At 60.4% G+C, this 22,304-nt stretch carries 17 protein-coding genes and 2 tRNA genes (1 of these 19 running past the window's edge); 12 read left to right on the top strand and 7 right to left on the bottom strand.

Annotated elements, in window-relative coordinates:
• Window positions 1-211 precede the first annotated feature (211 nt).
• Complete coding sequence (gene lysA / locus ACVWZ1_RS11670; RefSeq protein WP_414355719.1) at window positions 212-1,591, bottom strand: diaminopimelate decarboxylase; 1,380 nt, start codon at window positions 1,589-1,591, stop codon at window positions 212-214.
• A 250-nt stretch (window positions 1,592-1,841) separates the two neighbouring features.
• Between lysA and ACVWZ1_RS11665 the strand changes: the two genes are divergently transcribed.
• Together ACVWZ1_RS11665 and ACVWZ1_RS11660 are read left to right on the top strand one after the other, a co-directional pair.
• Window positions 1,842-1,927: transfer RNA gene (locus ACVWZ1_RS11665), tRNA-Tyr, on the top strand.
• Window positions 1,928-1,935: 8 nt separating this feature from the next.
• A tRNA-Thr gene (locus ACVWZ1_RS11660) sits at window positions 1,936-2,007 on the top strand.
• A gap of 20 nt (window positions 2,008-2,027) precedes the next feature.
• Here the strand turns inward: ACVWZ1_RS11660 and miaB are convergent.
• On the bottom strand, window positions 2,028-3,359 hold the full coding sequence (gene miaB / locus ACVWZ1_RS11655; RefSeq protein WP_457466479.1) for a tRNA (N6-isopentenyl adenosine(37)-C2)-methylthiotransferase MiaB: 1,332 nt from the start codon (window positions 3,357-3,359) through the stop codon (window positions 2,028-2,030).
• Window positions 3,360-3,475: 116 nt separating this feature from the next.
• Between miaB and ACVWZ1_RS11650 the strand changes: the two genes are divergently transcribed.
• The 3 genes from ACVWZ1_RS11650 to argB all read left to right on the top strand — a co-directional run bounded on the left by ACVWZ1_RS11650 (window position 3,476) and on the right by argB (window position 5,881).
• Window positions 3,476-3,910, top strand: coding sequence for a BlaI/MecI/CopY family transcriptional regulator (locus ACVWZ1_RS11650; RefSeq protein WP_457466478.1), 435 nt, complete (start codon window positions 3,476-3,478; stop codon window positions 3,908-3,910).
• A complete protein-coding gene (locus ACVWZ1_RS11645; protein ID WP_457503437.1) occupies window positions 3,907-4,788 on the top strand; it encodes a M56 family metallopeptidase in 882 nt (293 codons plus the stop codon). The genes ACVWZ1_RS11650 and ACVWZ1_RS11645 overlap by 4 nt, the downstream gene beginning before the upstream one ends.
• A gap of 154 nt (window positions 4,789-4,942) precedes the next feature.
• On the top strand, window positions 4,943-5,881 hold the full coding sequence (gene argB, locus ACVWZ1_RS11640) for an acetylglutamate kinase (RefSeq protein WP_457466477.1): 939 nt from the start codon (window positions 4,943-4,945) through the stop codon (window positions 5,879-5,881).
• Here the strand turns inward: argB and ACVWZ1_RS11635 are convergent.
• Complete coding sequence (locus ACVWZ1_RS11635) at window positions 5,878-6,663, bottom strand: hypothetical protein (protein WP_457503436.1); 786 nt, start codon at window positions 6,661-6,663, stop codon at window positions 5,878-5,880. The two genes, argB and ACVWZ1_RS11635, sit on opposite strands and share 4 nt — an antisense overlap.
• Before the next feature lie 105 nt (window positions 6,664-6,768).
• Window positions 6,769-7,962 (bottom strand): RNA-guided endonuclease InsQ/TnpB family protein, encoded by a 1,194-nt coding sequence (locus ACVWZ1_RS11630; RefSeq protein ID WP_457503435.1) that lies wholly within the window; start codon window positions 7,960-7,962, stop codon window positions 6,769-6,771.
• A gap of 251 nt (window positions 7,963-8,213) precedes the next feature.
• Between ACVWZ1_RS11630 and ACVWZ1_RS11625 the strand changes: the two genes are divergently transcribed.
• Window positions 8,214-10,082: an ABC transporter ATP-binding protein gene (locus ACVWZ1_RS11625; protein ID WP_457503434.1), complete on the top strand. Its 1,869-nt coding sequence runs from the start codon at window positions 8,214-8,216 to the stop codon at window positions 10,080-10,082.
• 15 nt (window positions 10,083-10,097) lie between these two features.
• On the opposite strand, the gene ACVWZ1_RS11620 is transcribed toward ACVWZ1_RS11625, so the two are convergent.
• On the bottom strand, window positions 10,098-10,304 hold the full coding sequence (locus tag ACVWZ1_RS11620) for a hypothetical protein (RefSeq protein WP_041436551.1): 207 nt from the start codon (window positions 10,302-10,304) through the stop codon (window positions 10,098-10,100).
• A 178-nt stretch (window positions 10,305-10,482) separates the two neighbouring features.
• On the opposite strand from ACVWZ1_RS11620, the gene ACVWZ1_RS11615 reads away from it, so the two are divergent.
• The 3 genes from ACVWZ1_RS11615 to ACVWZ1_RS11605 all read left to right on the top strand — a co-directional run bounded on the left by ACVWZ1_RS11615 (window position 10,483) and on the right by ACVWZ1_RS11605 (window position 13,039).
• Window positions 10,483-10,854 carry a hypothetical protein gene (locus ACVWZ1_RS11615; RefSeq protein WP_041436554.1) on the top strand — a complete coding sequence of 124 codons (372 nt, stop codon included), beginning with the start codon at window positions 10,483-10,485 and terminating at the stop codon, window positions 10,852-10,854.
• A 198-nt stretch (window positions 10,855-11,052) separates the two neighbouring features.
• Window positions 11,053-12,564, top strand: a complete 1,512-nt coding sequence (gene ycf46, locus ACVWZ1_RS11610; protein ID WP_011433294.1) for a stress-responsive protein Ycf46 — start codon at window positions 11,053-11,055, stop codon at window positions 12,562-12,564.
• A 124-nt stretch (window positions 12,565-12,688) separates the two neighbouring features.
• A complete protein-coding gene (locus ACVWZ1_RS11605) occupies window positions 12,689-13,039 on the top strand; it encodes a DUF1257 domain-containing protein (RefSeq protein WP_414355711.1) in 351 nt (116 codons plus the stop codon).
• A 123-nt stretch (window positions 13,040-13,162) separates the two neighbouring features.
• On the opposite strand, the gene ACVWZ1_RS11600 is transcribed toward ACVWZ1_RS11605, so the two are convergent.
• Window positions 13,163-14,401, bottom strand: coding sequence for a phosphoglycerate kinase (locus tag ACVWZ1_RS11600; protein WP_457503433.1), 1,239 nt, complete (start codon window positions 14,399-14,401; stop codon window positions 13,163-13,165).
• 207 nt (window positions 14,402-14,608) lie between these two features.
• Here ACVWZ1_RS11600 and pds point away from each other — a divergent pair, with 207 nt between their 5' ends.
• The 3 genes from pds to ACVWZ1_RS11585 all read left to right on the top strand — a co-directional run bounded on the left by pds (window position 14,609) and on the right by ACVWZ1_RS11585 (window position 17,960).
• Window positions 14,609-16,027, top strand: coding sequence for a 15-cis-phytoene desaturase (gene pds / locus ACVWZ1_RS11595; RefSeq protein ID WP_457503432.1), 1,419 nt, complete (start codon window positions 14,609-14,611; stop codon window positions 16,025-16,027).
• A 156-nt stretch (window positions 16,028-16,183) separates the two neighbouring features.
• The gene (locus ACVWZ1_RS11590; protein WP_457503431.1) at window positions 16,184-17,062 is read left to right on the top strand and encodes a phytoene synthase; all 879 of its coding nucleotides are present in this window, start codon (window positions 16,184-16,186) and stop codon (window positions 17,060-17,062) included.
• 82 nt (window positions 17,063-17,144) lie between these two features.
• On the top strand, window positions 17,145-17,960 hold the full coding sequence (locus ACVWZ1_RS11585) for an ABC transporter permease (protein WP_457442873.1): 816 nt from the start codon (window positions 17,145-17,147) through the stop codon (window positions 17,958-17,960).
• Here ACVWZ1_RS11585 and ACVWZ1_RS11580 read toward each other — a convergent pair.
• On the bottom strand, window positions 17,957-22,304 hold the 3' portion of the coding sequence (locus ACVWZ1_RS11580; RefSeq protein WP_457503430.1) for a DEAD/DEAH box helicase. Its footprint extends 707 nt past the window's final position; only the last 4,348 of its 5,055 coding nucleotides appear in the window; the start codon falls outside the window, past its right edge; its stop codon occupies window positions 17,957-17,959. The genes ACVWZ1_RS11585 and ACVWZ1_RS11580 overlap by 4 nt on opposite strands.

The raw sequence follows: 22,304 nt of genomic DNA, 5'->3' as shown, positions 1-22,304 counted from the left end.
AGTTCAAGGCTTGGCCAAAAGCCTCCATCGTCGCGTCCAATTTGGCGGCTTGCGACTGGGACGCCTTGAGCTTACAGGAGACGGTCAGGACTTGGCCCATAAGTTCATTGTACTTCATCAAAGCGCATTCCTCCCGGCACTGACCCTACGGGTACAGTGCGGGGCTCCTGCGATTTCTAGCTGACCAGATGGGTATGGGCAAACTTCCCCTTCAACGCAGCAACCGCTCTGGCAGAACATCCTGACGGATTAGGTCGGCATAAGTTTCTCGCCGCACAATCAACTGGGCCTCTCCCTCGTTGACCAGCACCGCGGCTGGCCGAGGGAAGCGATTGTAATTGGAAGCCATGCTGTAGTTGTAGGCCCCCGTCGCCAAAACCACCAACACTTCTCCTGCCATTGGAGCGGGCAGAAGCACATCCTTCAACAGCACATCCCCCGACTCGCAGTGCTTGCCGGCCACCGTTACCCGCTGCGTGGCCTCTGCCTCTGGTCGGTTGGCCAGAAGGGCGGTATAGCGGGCTTGATAGGTGATCGGGCGCGGGTTGTCGGACATACCACCGTCGATGGTGATGTAGGTGCGTCCCTGGGGCAGGTCATCGCTGGGAGGGATCCGCTTTTGCCCCCCCAGGGTGTAGGCGGTCACGGCAGCCGGCCCAATCACAGATCGTCCGGGCTCACAGAGCACTTTCGGCAAAGGGATCCCAGCCTGGGCAAAGGCTTGTTGCACCGCCGTCGCCACAGTTTCCACCCACTCCGGGATGGAGGGGGGATCATCGGATTCGACATAGCGGATCCCCAGGCCCCCACCCACATTGAGCTCTTGTAGGGGCAACCCTCTGTCCAGCCCTTGCCGCCAGATCTGGGCCAGCACCCCCGCCAGGTCTCGGTGGCCCTGCAGATCAAAAATCTGCGACCCAATGTGGGCGTGGAGCCCGACGCACTGCAACTGAGGATGGGCGGCCAAAAAATCCAGCACTTCCGGCAATTGCCATCGCCCGATGCCGAATTTGCTGTCGGTTTGCCCGGTACGAATGTACTCGTGGGTGTGGACGTCGATACCGGGGTTAACCCGCAGGAGCAGCCGCGCTGGCCGTTCGGGTGTGGCCAGGGCCGAGACCTGCTGCAGCTCATACAGGCTATCCGCCACCACAGTACAGCCTGTCTCCAGGGCTAAGTTCAGCTCCTCAAGAGACTTGGCGTTGCCGTGCAGATAGAGATCTTCACCTTTGGCCCCCGCCTGCAGGGCTGTGTACAGCTCCCCGCCGGAAGCCACATCCAACCCCAGCCCTTCTTGCAGAGCCAGAGCACAAATGGCCAGGCAGTTCCAGGCTTTCGTGGCGTACAAAACCCGGGATCCCCCGGCGTAGCAGCGGGCCCAGGTGTCGCGGTAAAGCTGGCAGGCGCGGCGCAGCGTCCACTCGTCCAGGATGTAGAGAGGGGATCCGAACTGGCGCACCAGCTCCACCACGTCGCACCCCCCAATTTCCAAGTGCCCCCGGCTGTTGATACGGCTGGTCAAGGGGCGCAAAGACTGGTTGGGAGAAAGGGTCTGCTCTGGATGGGTAGGAGTGCCGAGGGTAGAAATCATGGTCAGGGGCCGAAGGACTGTTTTCAACGATATCAAGTTCCGCGTTCAGCTTGTCTTGAAAAATGTCCAGCCCCGACCCGATCCGGCTTTTTCCGGCAGCTTCCCTCTGTAGCCAGCTCTGGCGCCACCTCATTGTCTGCACGAGGATCCGATGGCTTCCCAGCTCTGGCCTCTCGATTAAGGCGGCTGATGATGGGAGCAGGTCTGATTTGGGCAACACCTTCTGCTATGATGAAAGACCGGTGTCAATGGGTCGATGCCCGAGGGGTTAAAGGGGGCGGACTGTAAATCCGCTGGCTTACGCCTACGTTGGTTCGAATCCAACTCGGCCCACCATCGGGTTTGCCCACGTGGCTCAGTGGTAGAGCACCCCCTTGGTAAGGGGGAGGTCACGAGTTCGATCCTCGTCGTGGGCTTGGCAATTTAGAGATAATCTTCAGCCGATAGTGCCAACGGCAACTGCCTCGCCGGTCAACGAAAAAGCCCGCGTGGCGGTAATGCGCACCGGCACCAGGGATCCCTTCAGTTGCTCTGGATCCCCTTCGAAGAACACCAAGCGATTGCCGCGGGTACGCCCCATCGCCTGGCGGGGGTTTTTCGGGTTGGGGCCTTCCACCAGCACCTCTTGCACCTGGCCTAAGAGTCGGGCGCTGCGAGCGGCAGCCACCTCGGCCACCAGTCGGTTCAGCCGTTGCAGGCGGTCGCTTTTTTCCTCTTCAGGCACCTGGTCGGGCCACTCGGCGGCAGGGGTGCCGGGACGGGGGGAGTAGGCAGCAGTGTTCACTTGGTCAAAGCCGATATCCTGCACCAGTTGCAGGGTTTCTTGGAACTGGGCTTCTGTTTCTCCCGGAAAGCCGACAATGGCATCGGCGCTGATGGCCGCTTCGGGCATGTATTGGCGGATGAGCTGGATGATCTGGCGATAGCGCTCGTGGGTGTAGCCGCGCCGCATCCGCTTGAGCACTTCGTTGCTGCCCGCCTGGAAGGGAATGTGGAAGTGCTCGCAGACTTTGGGCAGCTCGGCGCAGGTGGCGATCAGCTCCTCGGTAAAGTAGCGCGGGTGGCTGGTGGCAAAGCGAATCCGTTCAATACCTTCCACCGAATGGACGAAGCGCAACAAGCTGGCCAGGTTGGTTTTCGGATCCAGATCCCGTCCGTAGGCGTCGATGTTCTGCCCCAGCAACGTCACCTCGCGGTAGCCCGCTCTGGCCACGTCTTCGATTTCGGCGCGAATGGCCTGGGGCTGTCGGGACTGCTCTTGCCCTCGCACCCGCGGCACGATGCAGTAGGTACAACGCTCGTTGCAACCGTAGATGACATTGATCCAAGCAGTGACCTGGCTGTCGCGGCGGGGCTTGGTGATGTCTTCTGGGATCTCAACCGGATCGGTGGCCACCACCTGGTTTCCGGCTTCCACCTGCGCCAGCAAATCCCCAAGGCGGTTCACGTACTGGGGGCCCATGACCAGATCCAGCTCAGGGACGCGGCGCAACAATTTCTCCCCCTCTTGCTGGGCCACACAGCCGGCCACGATCAGCTTGATGGCCGGGTTCTTGCGCTTGCGCTGTGCCTGGATGCCCAGGTAGGAATAGACCTTCTGCTCAGCGTTGTCGCGGATGGTGCAGGTGTTGTAGAGAACTAAGTCCGCCTGCAACTCATCTTCGGTGGCCACATACCCCAGGGACTCCAGGATCCCGGCCATGCGCTCGGTATCGGCGCGGTTCATTTGGCAGCCGAAGGTGATGGTGTGGTAGGTGGGAGCAGCCATGGGAAGAAACAGTACGAAGAACCACCATCTTCGAGCTTAGCGGATCCTTAAAATGGCTGCGGGGCTTGAGACTCCAACAGTTAGTCTAGATAAAAGTTCCTACACCGGAAAAGGTTATGTTGCCGAAGCATCGCCCCAAGCAACTATCGCTGGGCCCTCTGGAATCGGAAATCTTGGAGATCCTCTGGGATCTGGGCAGCGCCAGCACCCGTCAAATCCACGAGCGCATCTTGGCCGATCCGGATCGGGAGCTGGCCTATGCCTCTGTGACTACAGTTTTGCAGCGCTTGAGCCAGAAGGGCTGGGTGAGCTGTGAGCGCCGCACCGATCCCCAAGGGCGGCATTTGCCGATGCTGTGGCGGCCTCGTCTTTCTCGTCAGGAAGCGGCCAGCCTCAGGGCCTTCACCCACCTGCAGCAATTTTTGGCCGTGGGGGATCCCGATACGGTGGCAGCCTTTGCCGATAGCCTGGATCAGGCCAGCGTGTCCCAGTTGCGGGCGATTGCCGAACGGCTGCGGGCGGCCCGTCAAGCCAGGAGGGATCCGCGATGAGCCACTTGGGCATGTTACTGCTGGGCTTGGGCCTCAGTTGCCTGTGGCGGGTGCAAGTGCGCCTGGATAAGGGGGGCGGGTGGAGCCGGCGTTGGCAGCGGGCTTGGATCCACTTCTTGCTGCCCCCGCTGCTGTTGCTGACCACTGCTCTGGCCTTGGCCTGGATGGGGCCGTGGGGACAAATGGCCGGGGTGGGGGGCTGGTTCTGCTACGGCTGTGCTCTGCTGTTGCTGGCCGTAGCCGGCGGCGTGGCCTTGCACTGGATTTGGGAATACTGGCGCTCCTATCGACGTGCCCATCTGCAAGCTTTAGCCCATGTGGATTTGCATGGCTCTCCGGCCTATGTGCTGGATTTGGAGATCCCTTTTGCTGCCCAAGTGGGGGTGTGGAATGCCCAGTTGGTGGTCAGCCGCGGCCTGCTGGAGCAGTTGGATGATGAGCACTTGCGGGCTGTAATCGCTCACGAAGAAGCCCATCGCCACTACCGCGACACCCTGTGGATGTTTGGGGTGGGCTGGCTGCGACGCCTCACCGGCTGGCTGCCCAACACCGAGGCCCTGTGGGAGGAATTGCTCACCCTACGGGAGCTGCGGGCGGATCGCTGGGCGGCCCAACGGGTGGATCCCTTGCTGTTGGGAGAGGCCCTGCTGCAGGTGGTGGGCTATGGCGTGGTGGAGCAACCGGCGGCGGCCTGGGTTGGCTTTGCAATGGCCGTGAGTTCAGACTCAGGGCAACGGCTGCAGGAGCGTATCGATGCCCTGTTGCGGCAGGCAGAGTCAGGGCCTGTTGCTCCCCCGCCCCATTTTTCTTTAATTCGGGGTTGGGCCTGGTTGGGGTTGGCCCTGTTGCCTTTGCTGGCGATCCCGTTCCATACCTGAAGATTGACGGCGATTCCTCAACCAAATTGTCCTTGGGTTGGGGAAGCGAGCTTGAAAAAAAACCACCAGTTGACGCCCAAAGCCTGAGATCTGCTTTGCAAGCAGAATGGGATACTCTAGGTCAGGTTTTCTGGACTTCTAGGGACTTACAGCAGTGCAAACCAACTCTTCCCTTTCTGAGGCGACCGGGTCGGCGTGTGATCCCCTTACGCGGGCGCAGATCCTCATCGAGGCTTTACCCTACATTCAGCAGTACCAGGGCCGCGTTATTGTCATCAAATACGGCGGCGCAGCCATGGTGCACCAAGAGCGACGGGCCGAGGTGCTCCGAGACATCGTCTTTCTGGCCTGTGTGGGGATCCGCCCGGTGTTGGTGCATGGGGGGGGGCCGGAGATCAACAGTTGGCTACAAAAACTGGACATTCCCTTCAAGTTTGTGGATGGCTTGCGGGTTACCGATGCCGCCACCATGGAAGTGGTGGAGATGGTGTTGGTGGGCAAGGTTAATAAGCAGATCGTCCAGCTCATCAGCTTGGCCGGCGGATCGGCGGTGGGGCTGTGCGGGCGGGATGGCAACTTGATCAAAGCGCGATCCCAGGGCCGGGCGGAGATTGGCTTTGTTGGGGAAGTGAGCAGCATCAACCCCCAGTTGCTGCAAACCCTGTTGGAAGGTGGACAGATTCCGGTGATCTCCAGTGTGGCTGCCGATGAGACGGGCCAAGCCTACAACATCAACGCCGATACGGTGGCGGGAGAACTGGCGGCCTCTCTGGGGGCAGAAAAGCTGATTTTGCTCACCGACACCCCTGGCATTCTCCGGGATCCCCAGGATCCCAGCTCCCTGATTACCCTGCTGGACATCGAGATGGCCCGCCAGCTTATCCAAACAGGTGTGGTCAGGGGCGGCATGATCCCTAAGGTGCAGTGTTGCATTCGCGCCCTGGCACAAGGGGTGCGGGCGGCCCACATTCTGGATGGGGGATCCCCTCATTCCCTATTGCTGGAGCTGCTGACCGATGCCGGCGTGGGCACCAAGCTGGTTCCTTCTCAATTTGCCGCCCAGTTGGAAGGGCTGAACAACGGATCCCGCTAAGCTTCCTTGATAAAGCGAAGAATCTCCCGCACATGGCCGAGAAACTGGCTATCCACACTGAGCTGAGCCACAGCTTGGCGGGTCTCTTGGCGCAGTTGGCTGTGGTCTAGCTCGTTGCTGGCCCGCAACTGTTCCAGTTGGGCCTTGAGCGCGGCCAGCTCCTGCCGTAGGTAGCGCCGGGTTTCTTCCTCTTGTTGGGCCCAAGAGCCAGGTTTGCCGGGATCCCATTGCTCCTGCAACTGCTCGACTTGGCGCTGCAACTGCTCTAGTCGTTCCGCCAGCTCGAGGGCATCTTCGCGAGGGATCTGGATTTGCCCTTGCAACTGGGCCAAGCGGTCGGCCAAATACTCGTAGCCCCGGATGGCCGGGCGCAGAGCCGTTAACAACAGGGCAGCCACAGCGCTGGGGTAGCCAATGGGGGTGACTTGCCCAACGGCCAAGCCATAGAAGGCCAGAGCCGACAGCCCATGCAGGGCAATGGCCACGCGCAACGACCAGCGGCTGAGCTTTTGTAGGAAAGCCAAGGTTGAATCTTCCACCGGGATCCCTCGTTCCTGAGACACGACCGCCTCCTGCTGAACGGCCTTGGCCTGAAAGTAGAGGTTCCAGGGAAGGGTGACGATCACCACCAGCCACCAAAAGCTGGCGATCCCAATGGCCCAGTCGGCCAGCTCCCCAATGGGTAGCCCAAAAGCCCGCAGCAGGACAAACAGGATCCCACCGCCGATCAACAACAGCAGCCCCGCCACCCAAACTGGGAAAAAGATTTTCGAGTAAGACACGGAGTAAGAGGTTGAGTAAGACATTGCCGGTTTCTCCTCATCAAGCTGCCTACAGCCTGCCCGAACCGAGCGGCCAGAAGCTCGTAAACTACCCGACTCCGACCGCTAAGCAGTACGGAGCGGGCTTTCAGTAGCCCTGAGCCTGCTCTGCTCTGCCAGAGAACAAAACAGGCCCGAACCTCTAGGCTGGTTTACGACAGCCCCCAAAAGCGCAATCACATTCGCACCATTCAAATCCGCATCTCCTTCCCATCCACAGTGCCTACACTTAAACTTCTTTCCACTGCGGTAGGATTGCGCAGGGTCGGGATGAATGTGCAAACACCGGTGGCAGGTCTGCGACGTGTAGGCAGGCGGTACCAGAATCAAGGCAACCCCTGCACGCAGAGCCTTGTACTCCAGAAAATGACGGAGTTGATAAAACGCCCAACCGTTGGCCCTGCGCCGTTCGGCTTTGCTCCGCGGCTGTTGATTGACCCTTTCTCGGATCCCTGTCAGGTCTTCCAGGGCGATAGCGCTGTTGGTAGCTTTTGCCCTAGAGACAATAGCTTTGGAGATGCGATGATTGACCCACGTTTGAAAGCGTCTCTCCTTGCCAGACAGCCGTTGCAACAGTTGACGGCATCTGCGCCGCGAACTGCGTGTGCCCTTACTGGCTTTACGTTGGAGTGCCGCCCTCAGCTTGGAGTAGTGGTCGCGGACTCGGTTCAACTGCTGCCCATTCCAATTGTCCCCCTCTGACGTATGGGCGATATCCGTCCTGCCCAAGTCCACCCCGATCACCCTGTCGGTATCTTGTTGCTTGGGTGGTTTTTTCTCTACGCAAATCTGGATGGAGTAGGAGCCGTCCTTCCGCTGGACTAGGGTGGCCGATTTGGGGTTAGAACCAGCCAGCATCCCACGCTGGTAGTTACCAATGGCTAGTTCAAAGCGCTCTCGCCCCTCCACCGTGGTCAGCGACACCGTCCAGTCTTTCTCGCGAAATGAGAAGATACGTGCGTCGTAGGTAACGAACCTACGCTTGAACTCTTTAACCGGACGGTTGCGCTGTCTCGCCACTTTGCGAGCGCCCGCCACCCGTCTGCACACCTGTTGAGCCAAGTTACTGGACAAGCCGAACCGAGCTCGAATCTCGTAGTAGCAAAGGGATTGCAGTTTAACCGCGTTGACGATCTTCTCCGGCGTGTTCTGGTTGACCCAGTTCAATGCCTGCACAAAGACATCCATCGTCGCGTCCAATTTGGCGGCTTGTGACGGGAACGCCTTGAGCTTACAGGATATGGTCAGGACTTGGCTCATAAGTCCATTGTACTTCATCAAAGCGCATTCCTCCCGGCACTGACCCTACGGGTACAGTGCGGGGCTTCTGCGATTTCTAGCTGAAGCGGCCAGTTTTCCGTCCGTCCCAGAGCCATTAGGGGTGCAGCTATAGCCATTCCCAATGGCGAGGAAACCCTTGCGGATCCCAAACTCCCTCTCCCTCAGGGAGAGCGCTTAGAGTAGATCAGTGCTCTCTATGAGTTGTCTTTGTTGTTCTCGGGTGTAAGCCTGTGAGCCTTGCCGCCTCTCCCCCCGATACCGATTTAAGTAGGGATCCCCGCCCTCGGCGAGAAAGCGATTGGCGGCTGCTGCGGCTGCTCTGGCCCTATGCCCGTCGGCACCTCAGGCTGGTGTTGGCGGCCTTGGCCTTTCTGCCCCCTTTGGCCTTGGCGGATGCGGTGCAGCCTCTGATCCTACAGCGGGCTCTGGATGGCCCCATTGCCCGAGCGCTGGAACGAGGTGAGGCCGGGATCCTCTCCGACCTTTGGCCCTATGTGGGGCTGTTGATCCTGACGGTGCTGGTTCGCTGGCTCTTCCAAGCCCTGGAAGGGTATGTCAGCCAAAAGCTGGGGCAGTTGATGACCCGCGACATCCGCGACGATCTCTTCGCCCACATTCTGGCCTTGCCGGCTCAGTTTTTCGACCGCACCCCGGTGGGCAAGTTGATCACCCGCATCACCAGCGACGTGGAAGCCTTGGGGGATGTCTTTTCCACCGGTGCCGTCGGCATTGTCAGCGACCTGTTTACTCTGGGGGTGATCGCGGTGGTCATGCTCAGCCAACGCTGGGATCTGGGCTTGCTGCTAATCCTCATCGTCCTGCCCATCAGCGCTGTTGTCCTCGAGTTGCAGCGCCGCTTTCGGGATGCCAACTTTCGCGTGCGCGAAGAACTCTCCAAGCTGAACTCCTGGATCCAGGAGAACATCTTGGGCATTACCGTGGTGCAACTGTTTCGGCGGGAGCGGCTCAATAGCGAGATTTTTCAAACCATGAACCGCCGCTACATCCGGGAAGTGGATCAAACCATCCTTTATGATTCTGCCCTTTCTGCCGTTTTGGAGTGGGTGTCTTGGCTGGCCGTGGCGGCTTTGCTCTGGGTGGGCGGGCAGCAGGTGATGTCAGCCGGTAGGGGCTCACTTGGAGGGGGATGGACGGGATCCCTGCCCCTGCCCAGGGAACCCCTCACCTTCGGTAGCCTCTACGCCTTTATTCTCTTTTCGCAACGGTTTTTCAACCCGCTGCGGCAGTTGGCCGAAAAGTTTACGGCCCTACAGGCGGGGTTCACCGCCGTCGAGCGCATCGACGCCATCCTCAGCCTGCCGGTTGCCATCCGGGATCCCGCTCAGCCCCGCCACTTGACCCCCAATGCCAGAGGAGAGGTGCAGTTCGAGCACGTCTGGTTTGCCTACAACCCCGGGGAGTGGGTGCTGAAAGACCTCACCTTCACCATCCGCCCCGGAGAAAAAGTGGCCCTGGTGGGGCCCACGGGAGCCGGGAAAAGCTCCATCATCCGCTTGCTCTGCCGTCTCTACGACGTAACCCAGGGATCTATTCGCATTGACGGCGTTGATATTCGGGATCTCCCCCAGGCTGAGCTGCACCGCCACCTAGGGGTAATCCTGCAGGATGGATTTTTGTTTTCCGGGGATATCCAGCAAAACATCACCCTAGGAGAGAAGGCAGATCTAGCGGCAGTGGAGCAGGTCGCCCGCCAACTCAACCTGCATGACTTCCTCCGCAATTTGCCCCAAGGCTACGCCACCCCTGTGCGAGAGCGGGGCAGCAACCTCTCCAGCGGCCAGAAACAGCTTATCAGCTTTGTGCGGGCCATGTGGCGGGATCCCAAAATCTTGGTTTTGGACGAAGCCACCGCCAGCCTGGATGTGGGCACCGAAGCGCTCCTGCAATCGGCTCTAGACACCCTGCTGCGGGATCGCACCGCCCTGATCATCGCCCACCGCCTTTCCACCATCCGCGATGTGGATCGCATCTTGGTTCTGCAGCGGGGGGAACTCAAAGAGCAGGGATCCCATGCCGAGCTCATGGCCCTCAGCGGGCTCTATGCCAGCCTCTATCGGCTGCAAGATCTGGGCGGCTAGCAGGGGCCCAGGCCGTCAGCGACTGGCGCCAAAGCGAGACCGAATTGCCTTTAGGGTGGTGAAGCTGGCATCCGCGAACGCGATGCGAGCCTTGCAGAGTAACAGATTGCCGTTATCCACGGCAGTGTCTCTCAAGCTGGCCAAACCATCGCTGGCCTGCACCAGGGCACGGCGGCCCCAGCTAGAGAAATTTTTGCTGAGGGTGTTGATCAAGCGTTCCATAGGGATTGGACATTCCGCTCCTTGTCTTCCACCTAGCCTACTCCCCCAGCCGCAGGTATCCACAGAGGGCCATCAAGAAAATTGTTTGTTACAGATTGTTAAAAACTTGCCGTCAAGCCGGCAGACTGGCTATGATAGGCCCCAAGTTTGGCAAGCAATTCAAAGAAAGCGGTTAGCCATGAATCATCGGCCAGAGGTAGTGGAAGGCACAGAGTCCAAGCAGAAGGTGACCCTGTATCTCTCACCTGAGCTGCACCGGAATCTGAAGATTCGGGCTGCCGTGGAGCGGGAGCCGATGTCGGCAGTGGCAGAGAAGGCCATTACCTTCTATCTGCTTCACCCAGAGGTCATTGAAGGGGTACAAGGTAGCGCCTATCGTGTCCATCAATGTCCCAAGTGTAGTCACCCATTTGTTATCCGCGATGGAGAGGTGGTTTCCCTGCACCAGACATCGGCTGCCGAAGCCATCCTTGAAGAGGTGGAGCCAGAATACTGGGGATCGGCTGCTGGCTCGGAAGAGCAACGGCAGGATGCTCTGGTACCCTGCTAGAACGCTCCCAAGCGGGCCCCCTTCAGGAACTTGAGCTGATAGGAGCAGACAGCAACACAGAAGGCTTCTAAAATCCTCTCAAAATCCATCCAACAAGGGCGTACTCCCAAGTGCAATCCAATACCTAGGCAACTCGAACCCCATTTTTCAACCGTTCTGGCGGCTCCTGAAATTTCCCCTCTGCAGTTGGTGTTTCCCATGCAAGAGCTAAGCATCCTCATTCAAGCTCAATACCCACTGCTGTACCTGCTGACTCCAGAGGAGGAACGGGCAGAAGCGGCTCTGGCAGCAATTGCCCGCACCCTTAAGCCTCAGCGTCGCCTATTCATTTGGACAGTTACCCACGGCATCGTCGAATACGGCAACCCCCGCAGCCTCACCCAGCACAACACCCAATCCCCCCAGCCCGCCATCCAGTGGGTCATGGAGCAAAAGGATCCCGCCATCTGCGTCTTCAAAGACCTACATGACTTCTTGGACAACACCGAGGTGAAGCGCTGGCTGCGGGATGCTATTGCCAGCCTGAAGGGATCCCACAAAACCATCCTGCTCATGTCGCCGGTGCAGGTGATCCCGGTCGAGCTGGAGAAAGACATTTGCGTAGTGGACTTCCCCCTGCCGGACATGGCCACATTGGAGCGCGCCCTCAACCGCCAGCTGGAGCAGATCCCGCGCTCCCTGCCTTTGGCTCCTGATACCCGCGAAAAGTTGCTCAAGGCGGCCCTGGGCCTAACGCAGGACGAGGCAGAAAAAGTCTACCGCAAGGCCGTGGTGATGCATGGTCGCCTCACCGAGGCAGAAGTAGACATCATCCTCTCTGAGAAGAAGCAACTGATCCGGCGCAACGGCATTCTCGAGTTTATCGAAGAGGACGAGACCATCGACGCCGTTGGCGGTCTGGAAGAGCTGAAGCGCTGGCTGCTGCAACGTTCTGAGGCCTTCACTGAGCGGGCCCGCGCCTATGGACTGCCCCAGCCTAAGGGGATGCTGATCCTGGGCGTACCCGGCTGTGGCAAGTCGCTGATCGCCAAAACCACGGCTCGTCTCTGGGGCTTGCCTCTGCTGCGTCTGGACATGGGCCGCGTTTATGATGGCTCCATGGTGGGCAAATCGGAAGCAAATCTGCGTAGTGCCCTGCGGACTGCTGAATCTCTTGCCCCTGCTATCCTTTTCATCGACGAGCTGGACAAAGCCTTTGCCGGGTCAGCAGGCTCCAGCGATTCCGACGGGGGCACCTCTAGCCGCATCTTTGGCTCCTTCCTGACCTGGATGCAGGAGAAACGCTCGCCGGTTTTTGTCATGGCCACGGCCAACCGTGTGGATCGTCTGCCGGGTGAATTCCTGCGCAAGGGCCGTTTTGACGAAATCTTCTTCGTGGACTTGCCCAACATCAACGAGCGCATCGAGATCTTTCGGATCCACCTGAAGAAGCGGCGGCGCGACATCAGCCGCTTTGATCTGCGCCAGTTGGCCGCAGCCTGTGAAGGCTTCTCCGGCGCGGAGATCGAACAAGTTTTGATTGCTGCCATGTACGAAGCGTTTGCCCAGAACCGCGAATTTACCCAACTGGACATTTTGGCAGCAACGAAAGCAACTCAACCGCTATCTCGCACCATGACGGAGCAAGTGGTAGCGTTGAGGGAATGGGCCCAGCAGCGGGCTCGGCCTGCAGCGGCCTCTGTAGCCGAGTACCAGCGGCTGGAGTTCTAGGAGGAGGTGAGGATCCAAAGCTACCTTGACAGAAGCAGGGACGGCAGGGCCCAAACCTTCCCCAAAGAACAGTGCCCATTGTTTGTGTCGATGTTCCAACCCCTACACACAGGAGAGAAACACCATGTCTCATTTTAGCACCTTGCGTACCAAGATCACCGATAGCCAAATCCTGATCAACTCTCTGCGCGATCTCGGCTACACCGTTAAGCTGAACGCCGACGTGCGTGGCTACAACGGCCAGCGTGTTCGCGCTGACATCGTGGCTCAGTTGGAAGGCGACTACGATCTGGGCTGGTCGAAGAATCCCGACGGTTCCTACGACCTGATTGCCGATTTGTGGGGCGTGGCCAAGAAGCACAACCAGACCGAGTTGATCAACTCCATCAACCAGAAGTACGCCGTCAACAAGACCTTGGCCGAGGTGAAGCGTCCTGGCTTGAACAACGCCAACGTTAAAGTGGTGATGCACTAAGCCGGATCCTGTCTCGCCATCGCTGCAGCGATCTACACCGACTAAAGTTAGGAGGGGCTGAATCCAGCCCCTACTTTTTGGCTTGGTTTTTGGATTGGAGGGGCTGCGGCCCGAAGGAGAAACCTAGGCTTCCGTGAGGGCGGCAATGCCGGGCAGCACTTTGCCTTCCAATAGCTCCAAGCTGGCTCCGCCACCGGTGGAGATATGGGTCATTTTGTCGGCCAGGCCCACTTTTTCCACGGCAGCCACCGAGTCTCCCCCGCCGATGATGGTGGTGGCTCCCGCTTGAGTGAGATCGGCCAGGGTGCGGGCAATGGCTTCTGTGCCCAGGGCAAAGCGGTCGAATTCGAACACGCCCATTGGCCCATTCCAGACCACGGTTTGGCACCCCTGCAGGGCAGCCTGGAAGGCTTTGATCGATTCCGGGCCGATGTCCAAGCCCATCCAATCCTCGGGGATGGCGTGGATGGAAACGGTCTGGGCGTTGGCGTCTTTGTCAAAGCGATCCGCTACCACCACGTCCACCGGCAGCAACAGCTCCACCCTTCGCGCTTTGGCTTTCTCCATCAGGGAGCGGGCGAGATCCAGCTTGTCGGTTTCTACCAGGGATTTGCCGGTCTTGAGGCCCTGGGCTTGGTAAAAGGTGAAGATCATGCCGCCGCCCAGCAGGAGCTTGTCCACTTTTTCCAGGAGCCGCTCAATGACGCCGATCTTAGTGGAGACTTTGGAGCCGCCGATGATGGCCGCCAAGGGGCGCCGCGGATTCTCGATGGCGCCCGAAAGAAACTGCAGCTCCTTTTCCACCAGGTAGCCAGCCACAGCAGGCTGGAGATAGGCGGTAACGCCGGCAGTAGAGGCGTGGGCGCGGTGGGCGCTGCCAAAGGCGTCGTTGACAAACAGGTCGGCCAGTGAGGCCAGCTTGCGGGCAAATTCCGGGTCGTTGTCCTCCTCTTCTGGGTAGAAGCGGACGTTTTCCAGCAGGGCCACCTGGCCGTTTTCCAGGCGGTTCACTACCGCCTCGGCCTCAGGGCCGATGCAGTCGGGGGCAAAGGCAACCGGCTGGCCCAGCAATTGAGAAAGACGGGTGGCTACGGGGGCCAGGCTATTGCCCTCGCGGGCGACCTTAACCGCGCCTGTCTCTTTGTCCTTCTTGACGGGGCGGCCCAGGTGGCTGGTGAGGATCACTTTGGCGCCTGCCTGGGTGAGGGCCTGGATGGTGGGCAGGGAGGCGCGAATGCGGGTGTCGTCGGTGATGTTGCCCTGGGGATCCAACGGGACGTTGAAGTCGGCGCGCACCAGCACGCGCTTGCCGTTTAAATCAAAGCCAGATGACAGCAGGGATCCCAGTGTTTGTTTGGCCATCGTTGTTTTCCCCCGGACTGCAGAAAATCTTTATTTTTTCTTCCGTATGTATCCTACCAGCGATTGGGATCCCGGCAGTGAGACAGATGGGCTTCGGGATCCCCTTGTTCCGCTGCTTTTGCTGGGTCGGCCTTCCGTCTGCCCCTTGGCCCCGGCAATTGTAACGGTTTGCAAATAGAATAAAAATGTTGCTTTGTCGTTACCCTCATGCGTGTTGCCATTGCTGGTGGCGGGCTGGCCGGGCTGGCCTGTGCCAAGTATCTCTGCGATGCCGGGCATCAACCGCTCCTCTTTGAGCGGCGGGATGTTTTGGGTGGCCTGGTGGCTGCCTGGAAAGATGCCGACGGCGACTGGATCGAGACGGGGCTGCACAACTTTTTTGGCGCCTACCCCAACACCTTGCAACTGTTCGCGGAGCTGGGCATTTCCGACCGCCTGCAGTGGAAGGAACACAGCTTGATTTTCAACCAGCCGGACAAGCCGGGCACCTATTCCCGCTTTGACCTGCCGGATATTCCCGCTCCTTTCAACGCCATTGTCGGCATCTTGCGCAACAACGACATGCTCACCTGGGGGGAAAAGGTGAAGTTTGCCCTGGGGCTGGTGCCGGCCATGATTCGCGGCCAGCGCTATGTGGAGCAGATGGATCGCTATAGCCTCTTGGAATGGCTGCGGCGGCAGGGTATTGACGAGCGGGTCAACACCGATATTTTCATTGCCGTCTCCAAGGCCCTGGCTTTCATCAACCCGGAGGAGATCTCGGCCATGGTGCCCCTGACGGCCTTGAACCGCTTTTTGCAGCAAAAAGATGGCTCTAGGATTGCCTACCTAGACGGCGCTCCCCCAGAGCGGCTCTGCCAGCCGATGGTGGACTACATTGTCGCCCGTGGGGGGGAAGTGCATTTGAAGGCGGCGTTGCAGGACATTCGTCTCAACCTCGATAACAGCGTGGCCGGGTTTTGCTTAGCCACCCCCTCTGGGCCGGTGGAGGTGACTGCCGATGCCTATGTCTCGGCCCTTTCGGTGGACGCGCTCAAGGAGCTGCTGCCGGCGCAGTGGTGGGGGATCCCCTTTTTCCAAAAGCTGCGTGAACTGGAGGGGGTGCCAGTAATTAGCCTGCAGATCTGGTTTGACCGCAAGATTACTCACATCGATCACTCCTTGTTTTCCCGCTCGCCGCTATTGAGCGTGTATGCCGACATGAGCAACACCTGCCGGGCCTATGCCGATCCGGAGCGGTCCATGTTGGAGCTGGTGCTGGCTCCGGCTGCCGAGTGGATTGATCGCGGCGATGAGGAGATCTTTGCCGCCACGCTGGAGGAACTGAAAAAACTCTTTCCCCAGCACCTTACCGGCCCCAACCCCGCCCGCGTGCGCAAGTGGGTGGTGGTGAAAACGCCGCGCTCGGTCTACAAGGCTACCCCTGGCAGACAGCAGTATCGCCCCACTCAAGTTACCCCTATTCCCAACTTCTTCTTGGCGGGCAGCTACACCCTACAGCCCTTCCTGGGCAGCATGGAGGGGGCCATCCTCTCCGGCAAGTGGGCGGCGGAGGCCATCAACAAGGGGATCCCATTTCAACGCGCTTCTGTCTCGGCCTCAACTCTGGCAGCTGCGGGGGTCTAGCTCTCCGCCGTCCGCCTCCTATGCCTTTTGAATCTTTCTTTTCCCCACAACCTCTTCTAGGCTATCCGCGGCGTCCGCTTTCCCGTAGTGTTGATATGTGCCCTCGCCGTTCCTCTTCCTTCTCTATCCTGGCCCTGTGCTCCTGGAGATAGCCAGATGAGTCCGCTTGAGCAATCTTTTGCCCTCTGTCGCCAGATTACGGCCAAGCACGCTAAGACTTTCTACCTGGGATCCCTGCTCTTGCCCCAGTCCAAACGGCGGGCCATCTGGGCCATCTACGCTTGGCTGCGGCAAACCGATGAGTTGCTGGATGGACTGGAAGCCAGCCAGGCAGAGGTGGAGGTCACCCGCAGCAAGCTGGAGCAGTGGGGATCCCATCTGGAGTCGCTCTTCCAGGGAGGCGAGCCGCAAGTCCCCACGGACCTCGCTTTGATCCACACCATCCGCACCTACCGCCTTTCCATCGAGCCGTTTCGCGAGATGCTGCGGGGGCAGAGCATGGACTTGGATACCCAGCGCTACGCCACCTGGGAGGATCTGTGGGTCTACTGCTACCGCGTGGCTGGGGTGGTGGGGCTGATGTGCTCGGAGATCATGGGGTTTGTGCCGGGCCGGGATGGCCGCGAGGAGGCGGTGGCGCTGGGGATCGCCATGCAACTAACCAACATCTTGCGGGATGTGGGAGAGGACGCCCGCCGCGGGCGGATCTACATCCCCCTGGAAGATCTGCGCCGCTTCAACTACTCCGAGCGGGACCTGTTTAACTATGTTATTGACGAGCGCTGGATGGCTTTGATGGACTATGAGATCCGGCGGGCTAGAGAGCTCTATGCCCAAGCGGAACGGGGGATCCCTACCCTGCAGCCGGACTCCCGCTGGCCGGTAGCCGCTTCCTTGATGCTCTACCGGCAGATTCTCAACGCCATCGAGCGCAACCACTACCAGGTTTTTCGCACCCGCGCTTACGTGTCCACTCTCAGCAAGGCATTGGCGCTGCCGGTGGCTTGGTGGCGTTCCAACTACTACGGCTATTAGCCAACGGTGCCCAACCGGAGTGGTGGCAGAAAATCGGACACAAGACGGCAAGCCCAAAACCCGTGAACGGCGAGGAAAACGTATGGTGAACCGTGCCCTGACCCTACCCTATCAGCAAATTTGGGAAGACAGTTTAACCATCTTCTGGCGGGACTGGCTGGATCTGCGGGGGCGAGTTTGGCAGGTGGTGGCCTCAGGTCTGGTGGCCCCCCTCATCTACATTGTCGCCTTTGGGGTGGGCCTAGGGGGATCCCTGCGGGCCGAAGCTTTGGCCGAGGTGGCCGGATCCACGGCGGCAGGTTCTTATTTGCGCTTTATCTTGCCGGGGATGGTGGCTCTTTCAGCCATGACCATCAGCTTTGCCGGCACCACCTTCTCCATTTGTGGATCGCGGCTATTTACCAAGAGCTTTGAAGAGCTGCTGCTGTTGCCGGTGCACCCCTTGTCTTTGCATCTGGGCAAGGTGCTGGCGGGCATTGCCCGCGGCCTGCTGACGGCCTTGGGGGTGTTGGCGGTGGGGGTGCTGGGTACGGGGGCCTGGGGCCTGCTTCACCCCTTGTCGCTGTTGGTTCTACTTTTGGATTGCGCCGTCTTTGCCGGCATTGGGGTAATTGCTGGCTTGAAGGTGCCCAGCCTGGAGAGTGTGGGCGTGCTAACCAACTTTTTGATTACGCCCATGTCTTTCCTAGGGGCCACCTTTTTCGATCCCGCCCAGTTGCCGACCTACCTGCAGGTGCTGGTCTATTGCCTGCCCCTTTCCTACGCCAGCATTGGCATGCGGGCAGCCGCCTACCAGCCGCTTGCGGAGTTTCCCTGGTACACGGTGGGAGTTTTGGGCGGCTTGGCGGTAATCCTGGCTTTTGTGGGAGCTTATCTGTTTTCCCACCAGCAGGACTAGCTGCCCTTGCCAAATACTTCTGGGTAGCGAGCCAGCTGCTCTTGCAAATCTTGGTTGTAGCGCAGAACAAGCACGCGGTAGCCCCGTCCCTGCAGCTGCGAGCGCAGTTGGCGATCCCGTTCCGCTTGGGCAGGCTGGTCGTGGACTGGGCCATCGCAGAAGATGCAGATGTTGGGGCTGTAGAAGAAGTCAACGACGCAGTCGGGATCGGCAATGGCTTTCTGGGCATCCTCAGGCAGCCGATACCCTCCTGCTGCCAGCGTTTCGAGAAAGCGGCGCTCCAGTTCAGAGCGAGGGTCCAGGAGCTGGCGCAGCCACTCCAGGTGCTCTTGGCGGGAGCGACCCAGGGAGCGCAGCTCGGTGCGGCTGTTGGCCAGCAGGCCCAAAAGATCCCGGATCTGATAGCGGTCAAGCTGCAGCGCTTCCCGTTGGTTGGCGTAGCTGAGCAGACACTCGTAGCAGGCTGCGCGGCACTCGGGCCGCAGGTCTTGGATCCCGGCTTCTGAGAGCTGGAAGTGGCAGATCTCTAGCGCCGCCTGGGCCACTTCCGCTAGAGCCTGGGGCTCTTCCACCAGGCGCCGCAGGACGCCAGCGCCCCCTTCTGCTGTTTCGTAGAAGAGCATGGCCTGATGGGATCCCTGGCCAATGGACTCGGCCGCCAGCTCCGTCTCCTCCAGCTCAAAGGTCTCCTCGATGCCCCGCTTGAGGGCATAGCGCAGGGTCGTTTCTAGGGCCTGCAGATTCCCCAGGCTGGGCTGAACCAGCCGCACCAGCAAGAGGTTTTGGGTAGCGCGCACTGCCAGGCGGATGGGCTGCAAGGACATCTGGCTAGACGAGCTAGCCCTATTGCCCCCAAGCTGATCTCGAGAAGGGACTTCGCCATTGTCAAAGTTGACCAGGAAACCTCGCCCCCCACTGCCCCGCCAGCCGGAGTTGATGCGCAGCAGCGTGGCGGCTGGGGCATAGCGCAACTGCAGCAGGGGAGTTTCGCCCCTTAGCACGTCGGCTTCCTGGACGCGGTAGCCTGAACTTTCGGGAGCAAACTGAAAGAAAGTCTGCAGCTCGTATCCCTGTCGCCGCCGCTCTTCTTCGTCGGCAGTAATGCGATCCCGGCGCCGCATGCGCACATTAGGCATTTCCAGAAGCTGCGCTAAAAGGCTATTTTGCCCATCGAAGCGGGTACCGCAGACGGGGCAGCAATCCAAGGAGGGATCCCCAAAGGCCCCACAGCTAAAGCAGAGCTTGTGGCTGCTTTTGCGCTCCTCCAGGCCGCCGGGCGGAGCCTGAAAGGCCACCGATTCCCACTGGCAGCCCTCGTGGTAGAGGAAGTTGTGGGGGGCAAACTCGCGAATGGCCAAAAACCGGGGCCGGGCGATAAACTCCCCTTCGCTGCCGCGGGGCACCCAGGCGCGCACGGGCAAGGCAGGGAAGTTGTAGCCGGGCAGGAAGCCTTCGCTGGCCAAGTAGCGGTAGGGGTAGAAGTTGCTTTCCTCCCGCTGGGTATCGATTTGCAACAGCAGGTTCCGCTGGCGCAGAGCCTCCTGCTGGCGGCGCCTGGCTTCCTGCTGGTCTTCCCGGCGGCGAGCCGTCTGCAGTTGCTGGTTAGCGGCTTCTAGCTGTTGCGTGGCGGCCCGATAGAGCTCCCGCCAGCGGTCAAAAGCGCGGTCAAAGGCGCGGGGGGCCTCTTCAATAACCTGCTGGATCCAGCGCCGGCTAAACCAGCCGCTGCGCTCTAGCACTTCCCGGTCAGCAGCCAAGAGCGCCTCCACCCGCTCTGCCACCTCTTGGCGGGCTGCCTCCCCTAGCTGAATGGAGGCAACTACCTCTTCCCGCAGGGGCAGCTCTGGCCGAGCTGAGTCGATGACCGTTTCGATGGAGTTGCCCAAGGGCAGGCGCACCTGGGCTAGCCAGACGGCGTGGATGTGGGCCCGCAGCAGCGACTCATTGGCCAGGTCCAGGCGGGGAGGTCGCACCCGTCCAGCCACCATTTCGGCCCGGCGGCGAAAGTAGTACTGGTCGTGGCTGTTGAAGGCGCCGCAGTAGCTGAGGATGAGCCCCGGCTGCCCCTGGCGGCCTGCCCGACCGCTGCGCTGGGCGTAGTTGGCTGGCGTTGGGGGAACGTTGCGCAGGTGCACCAGATCCAGATCGGCAATGTCGACCCCCAGCTCTAGGGTGGGAGAGCAAATGAGGTAGGGAAGGCGGCGCTCCCCGGGCTCATTGCGGAAGCGTCTCTCTCGCCGCTCCCGCTCCCCCGGCTGGACCACCTGGGCGGTGTGCTCTCTGGCTTCCAGGGATCCTAGCCCTGCTGCCCCGGCTCGGTAGAGCTCCTGAAAGAAGGGGTTGATGGGACGGCGGACAGAGGTGTAGCCCTCCTGCTGGGCGCTGCGGGAATACAGAGGATCCGGCGGCGGCAGGCCATCCCCCAGACACCAGCGCAGACAGCCGGCGTCTAGCTGGTAGGCCACCTGGCCATTTTCCACGTGGCGCCGTAGCAGGCCCTGTCTGACCAGGAGAGACAGCAGGGACTCCAAAAACCTGTCGTAGGCTTCTTGGTTCAGATCAAGGCGCCTGCGGAGGAAGCGACCAATGGCGCTGCGGCGGCCCAGGCTGAGCATTTGCCCGTTTTCCCGGGAAGGGTTCTGGCCAAAGCAGCGAGCCGTCCGCAACTCCTCATGCTCTTCCAGGCCCCAAAACTCATTGAGATATTGCTGGGCGCGCCGGCGCAGCCTTCTCTGGGGCTCTGCCTTGAGCACGGGCACATCGATGGCCAATTGGCGCCGAAACTGATCCAACAGAGCCCGCAGCAGTTGCTCTTGCTCCTCAGGGCTAGTTTGGGCAAACCAGGGGTGAAGGGAAGCCAGGGCTGAATTTTGGCAGAGCTCCCCGAGGCCGCGGTACTCGATTTTCAGCAGGCCCACCTGTTCCAAGTTGGGGTGGGTAACCCGCCAGCCGCGCCGCAGATCTTCATAGAGCCGGTATTCGGTTAGCTCGCTAAAGGTCTGCCACACTTCCTCGGCACTGGGCGAGGCAGGGTCCAAAGCCGGGTTTTGGGCGATGTCAGCAAGCTCCAGGCCAGAAGCCCGCACCACTTCCTGGGCCACCTCGTCAAAGCCCAGCTCTTTTTTCTTGAGGAGGGCAGCATAGAGCGAGGCCCGCAGAAGGGCCACATGCACAAAATCGTTGAAGTGGCCGGCCTGCAGGGAGGCGTCCTGGCGGTTGTCGGTAAAAGTCAGCAGCTTGCTGCAAGCGGCCTGGGTTTGCTCGGCATGGCGCAGTAGGGAGGTGGCAAGGATGGTGGTGGCGCTGGAGCGGCCTTCGCTAGAGAGGGAAGCCAGCTTGACAAACTCCCGCTCGCGGCCACTGTAGTACTCGCCGCAGGCCAGGCACAGGGAAAAGGGGTGGGGCTGCCACCACATCTTCTGCGCCTCCGCCTGGGGGTACTCGGAAAAGGAGCCATCCGGGCGCACCCAGACGGCTTGGGGGACGCGCTTTCCGCAGTCGGTCCTGAGTCTGCCCTCAGGGGTGTACCAGTCTTCGGGGATCTGCTCCAGCGACCACTCGTTGTCAAGAGGATCCAAGCTCAGGTAACCGGCTTGCTGGTCTTCGTCCTGCTCCACCTCTTCTCCCACGGGATAGGGGAGAAACTGATCCTTGGACCTGAGGACGTGGTAGTAGTCCTGCCCACACTGGCGGCAGAACTTGACGGGGAAAAAGAGCTTGCCCTCCCCCGCCTGCATCTGCCCTTCTAGGGAAAATTGCCGCTTTTCCCGACTCTCCAGGGTGGCGTAGAGGGTGCGGCCCTGGGAGATAAACTGGTGCAACTTCAAGGCCGGGCCGCGGCTAGAGCCCTCCCGCAGGCTGCTGGCGTGGGCAAGGAACTGGCGCAGCGTTGCCGCACAGTTTTCGCTAGCGGTGCCGGTCAGTTGGGCCAGTTGGGCGGCCACCTCGGAGAGCTCCCTGGGCACGCGGCGCCTGAAGCTGCCATCGGGACTTTGCTCCAGGCCCAGCTCATACTCTAGCCAGCGCATCAGGGGATGGCGGCGCAGATCGGCCTGGTTTGTAGGCCAAGGCAAGTCCAGGGCGCTCTTCAGCTCTGCCACCGTGGGTGGGCCGCCCTCGGTGAGGGGGGCCAGGGTTTCCTCAATGACGTGCTCCGGCCCAAAGGGATGGCCGAAAAAGCGGCTGGCAAAGGCGGCTACAGTCTGGCGGCGCTCCTGGGCGTCGGCTTCTGGTCCGGAGATCATGGTGGCGCTGGTGCCAATATGCACCAAGTTCTTGGCCCCACAGCGTCCTTTTAGGCGGCGAACCAGCATGGCCACATCCGCCCCTTGCCGACCCCGGTAG

The organism is Thermostichus sp. MS-CIW-25 (genome assembly GCF_054060015.1).
Note: the sequence above shows the minus strand (reverse complement) of the source record. Positions and strands in the feature narration are given on the sequence as shown.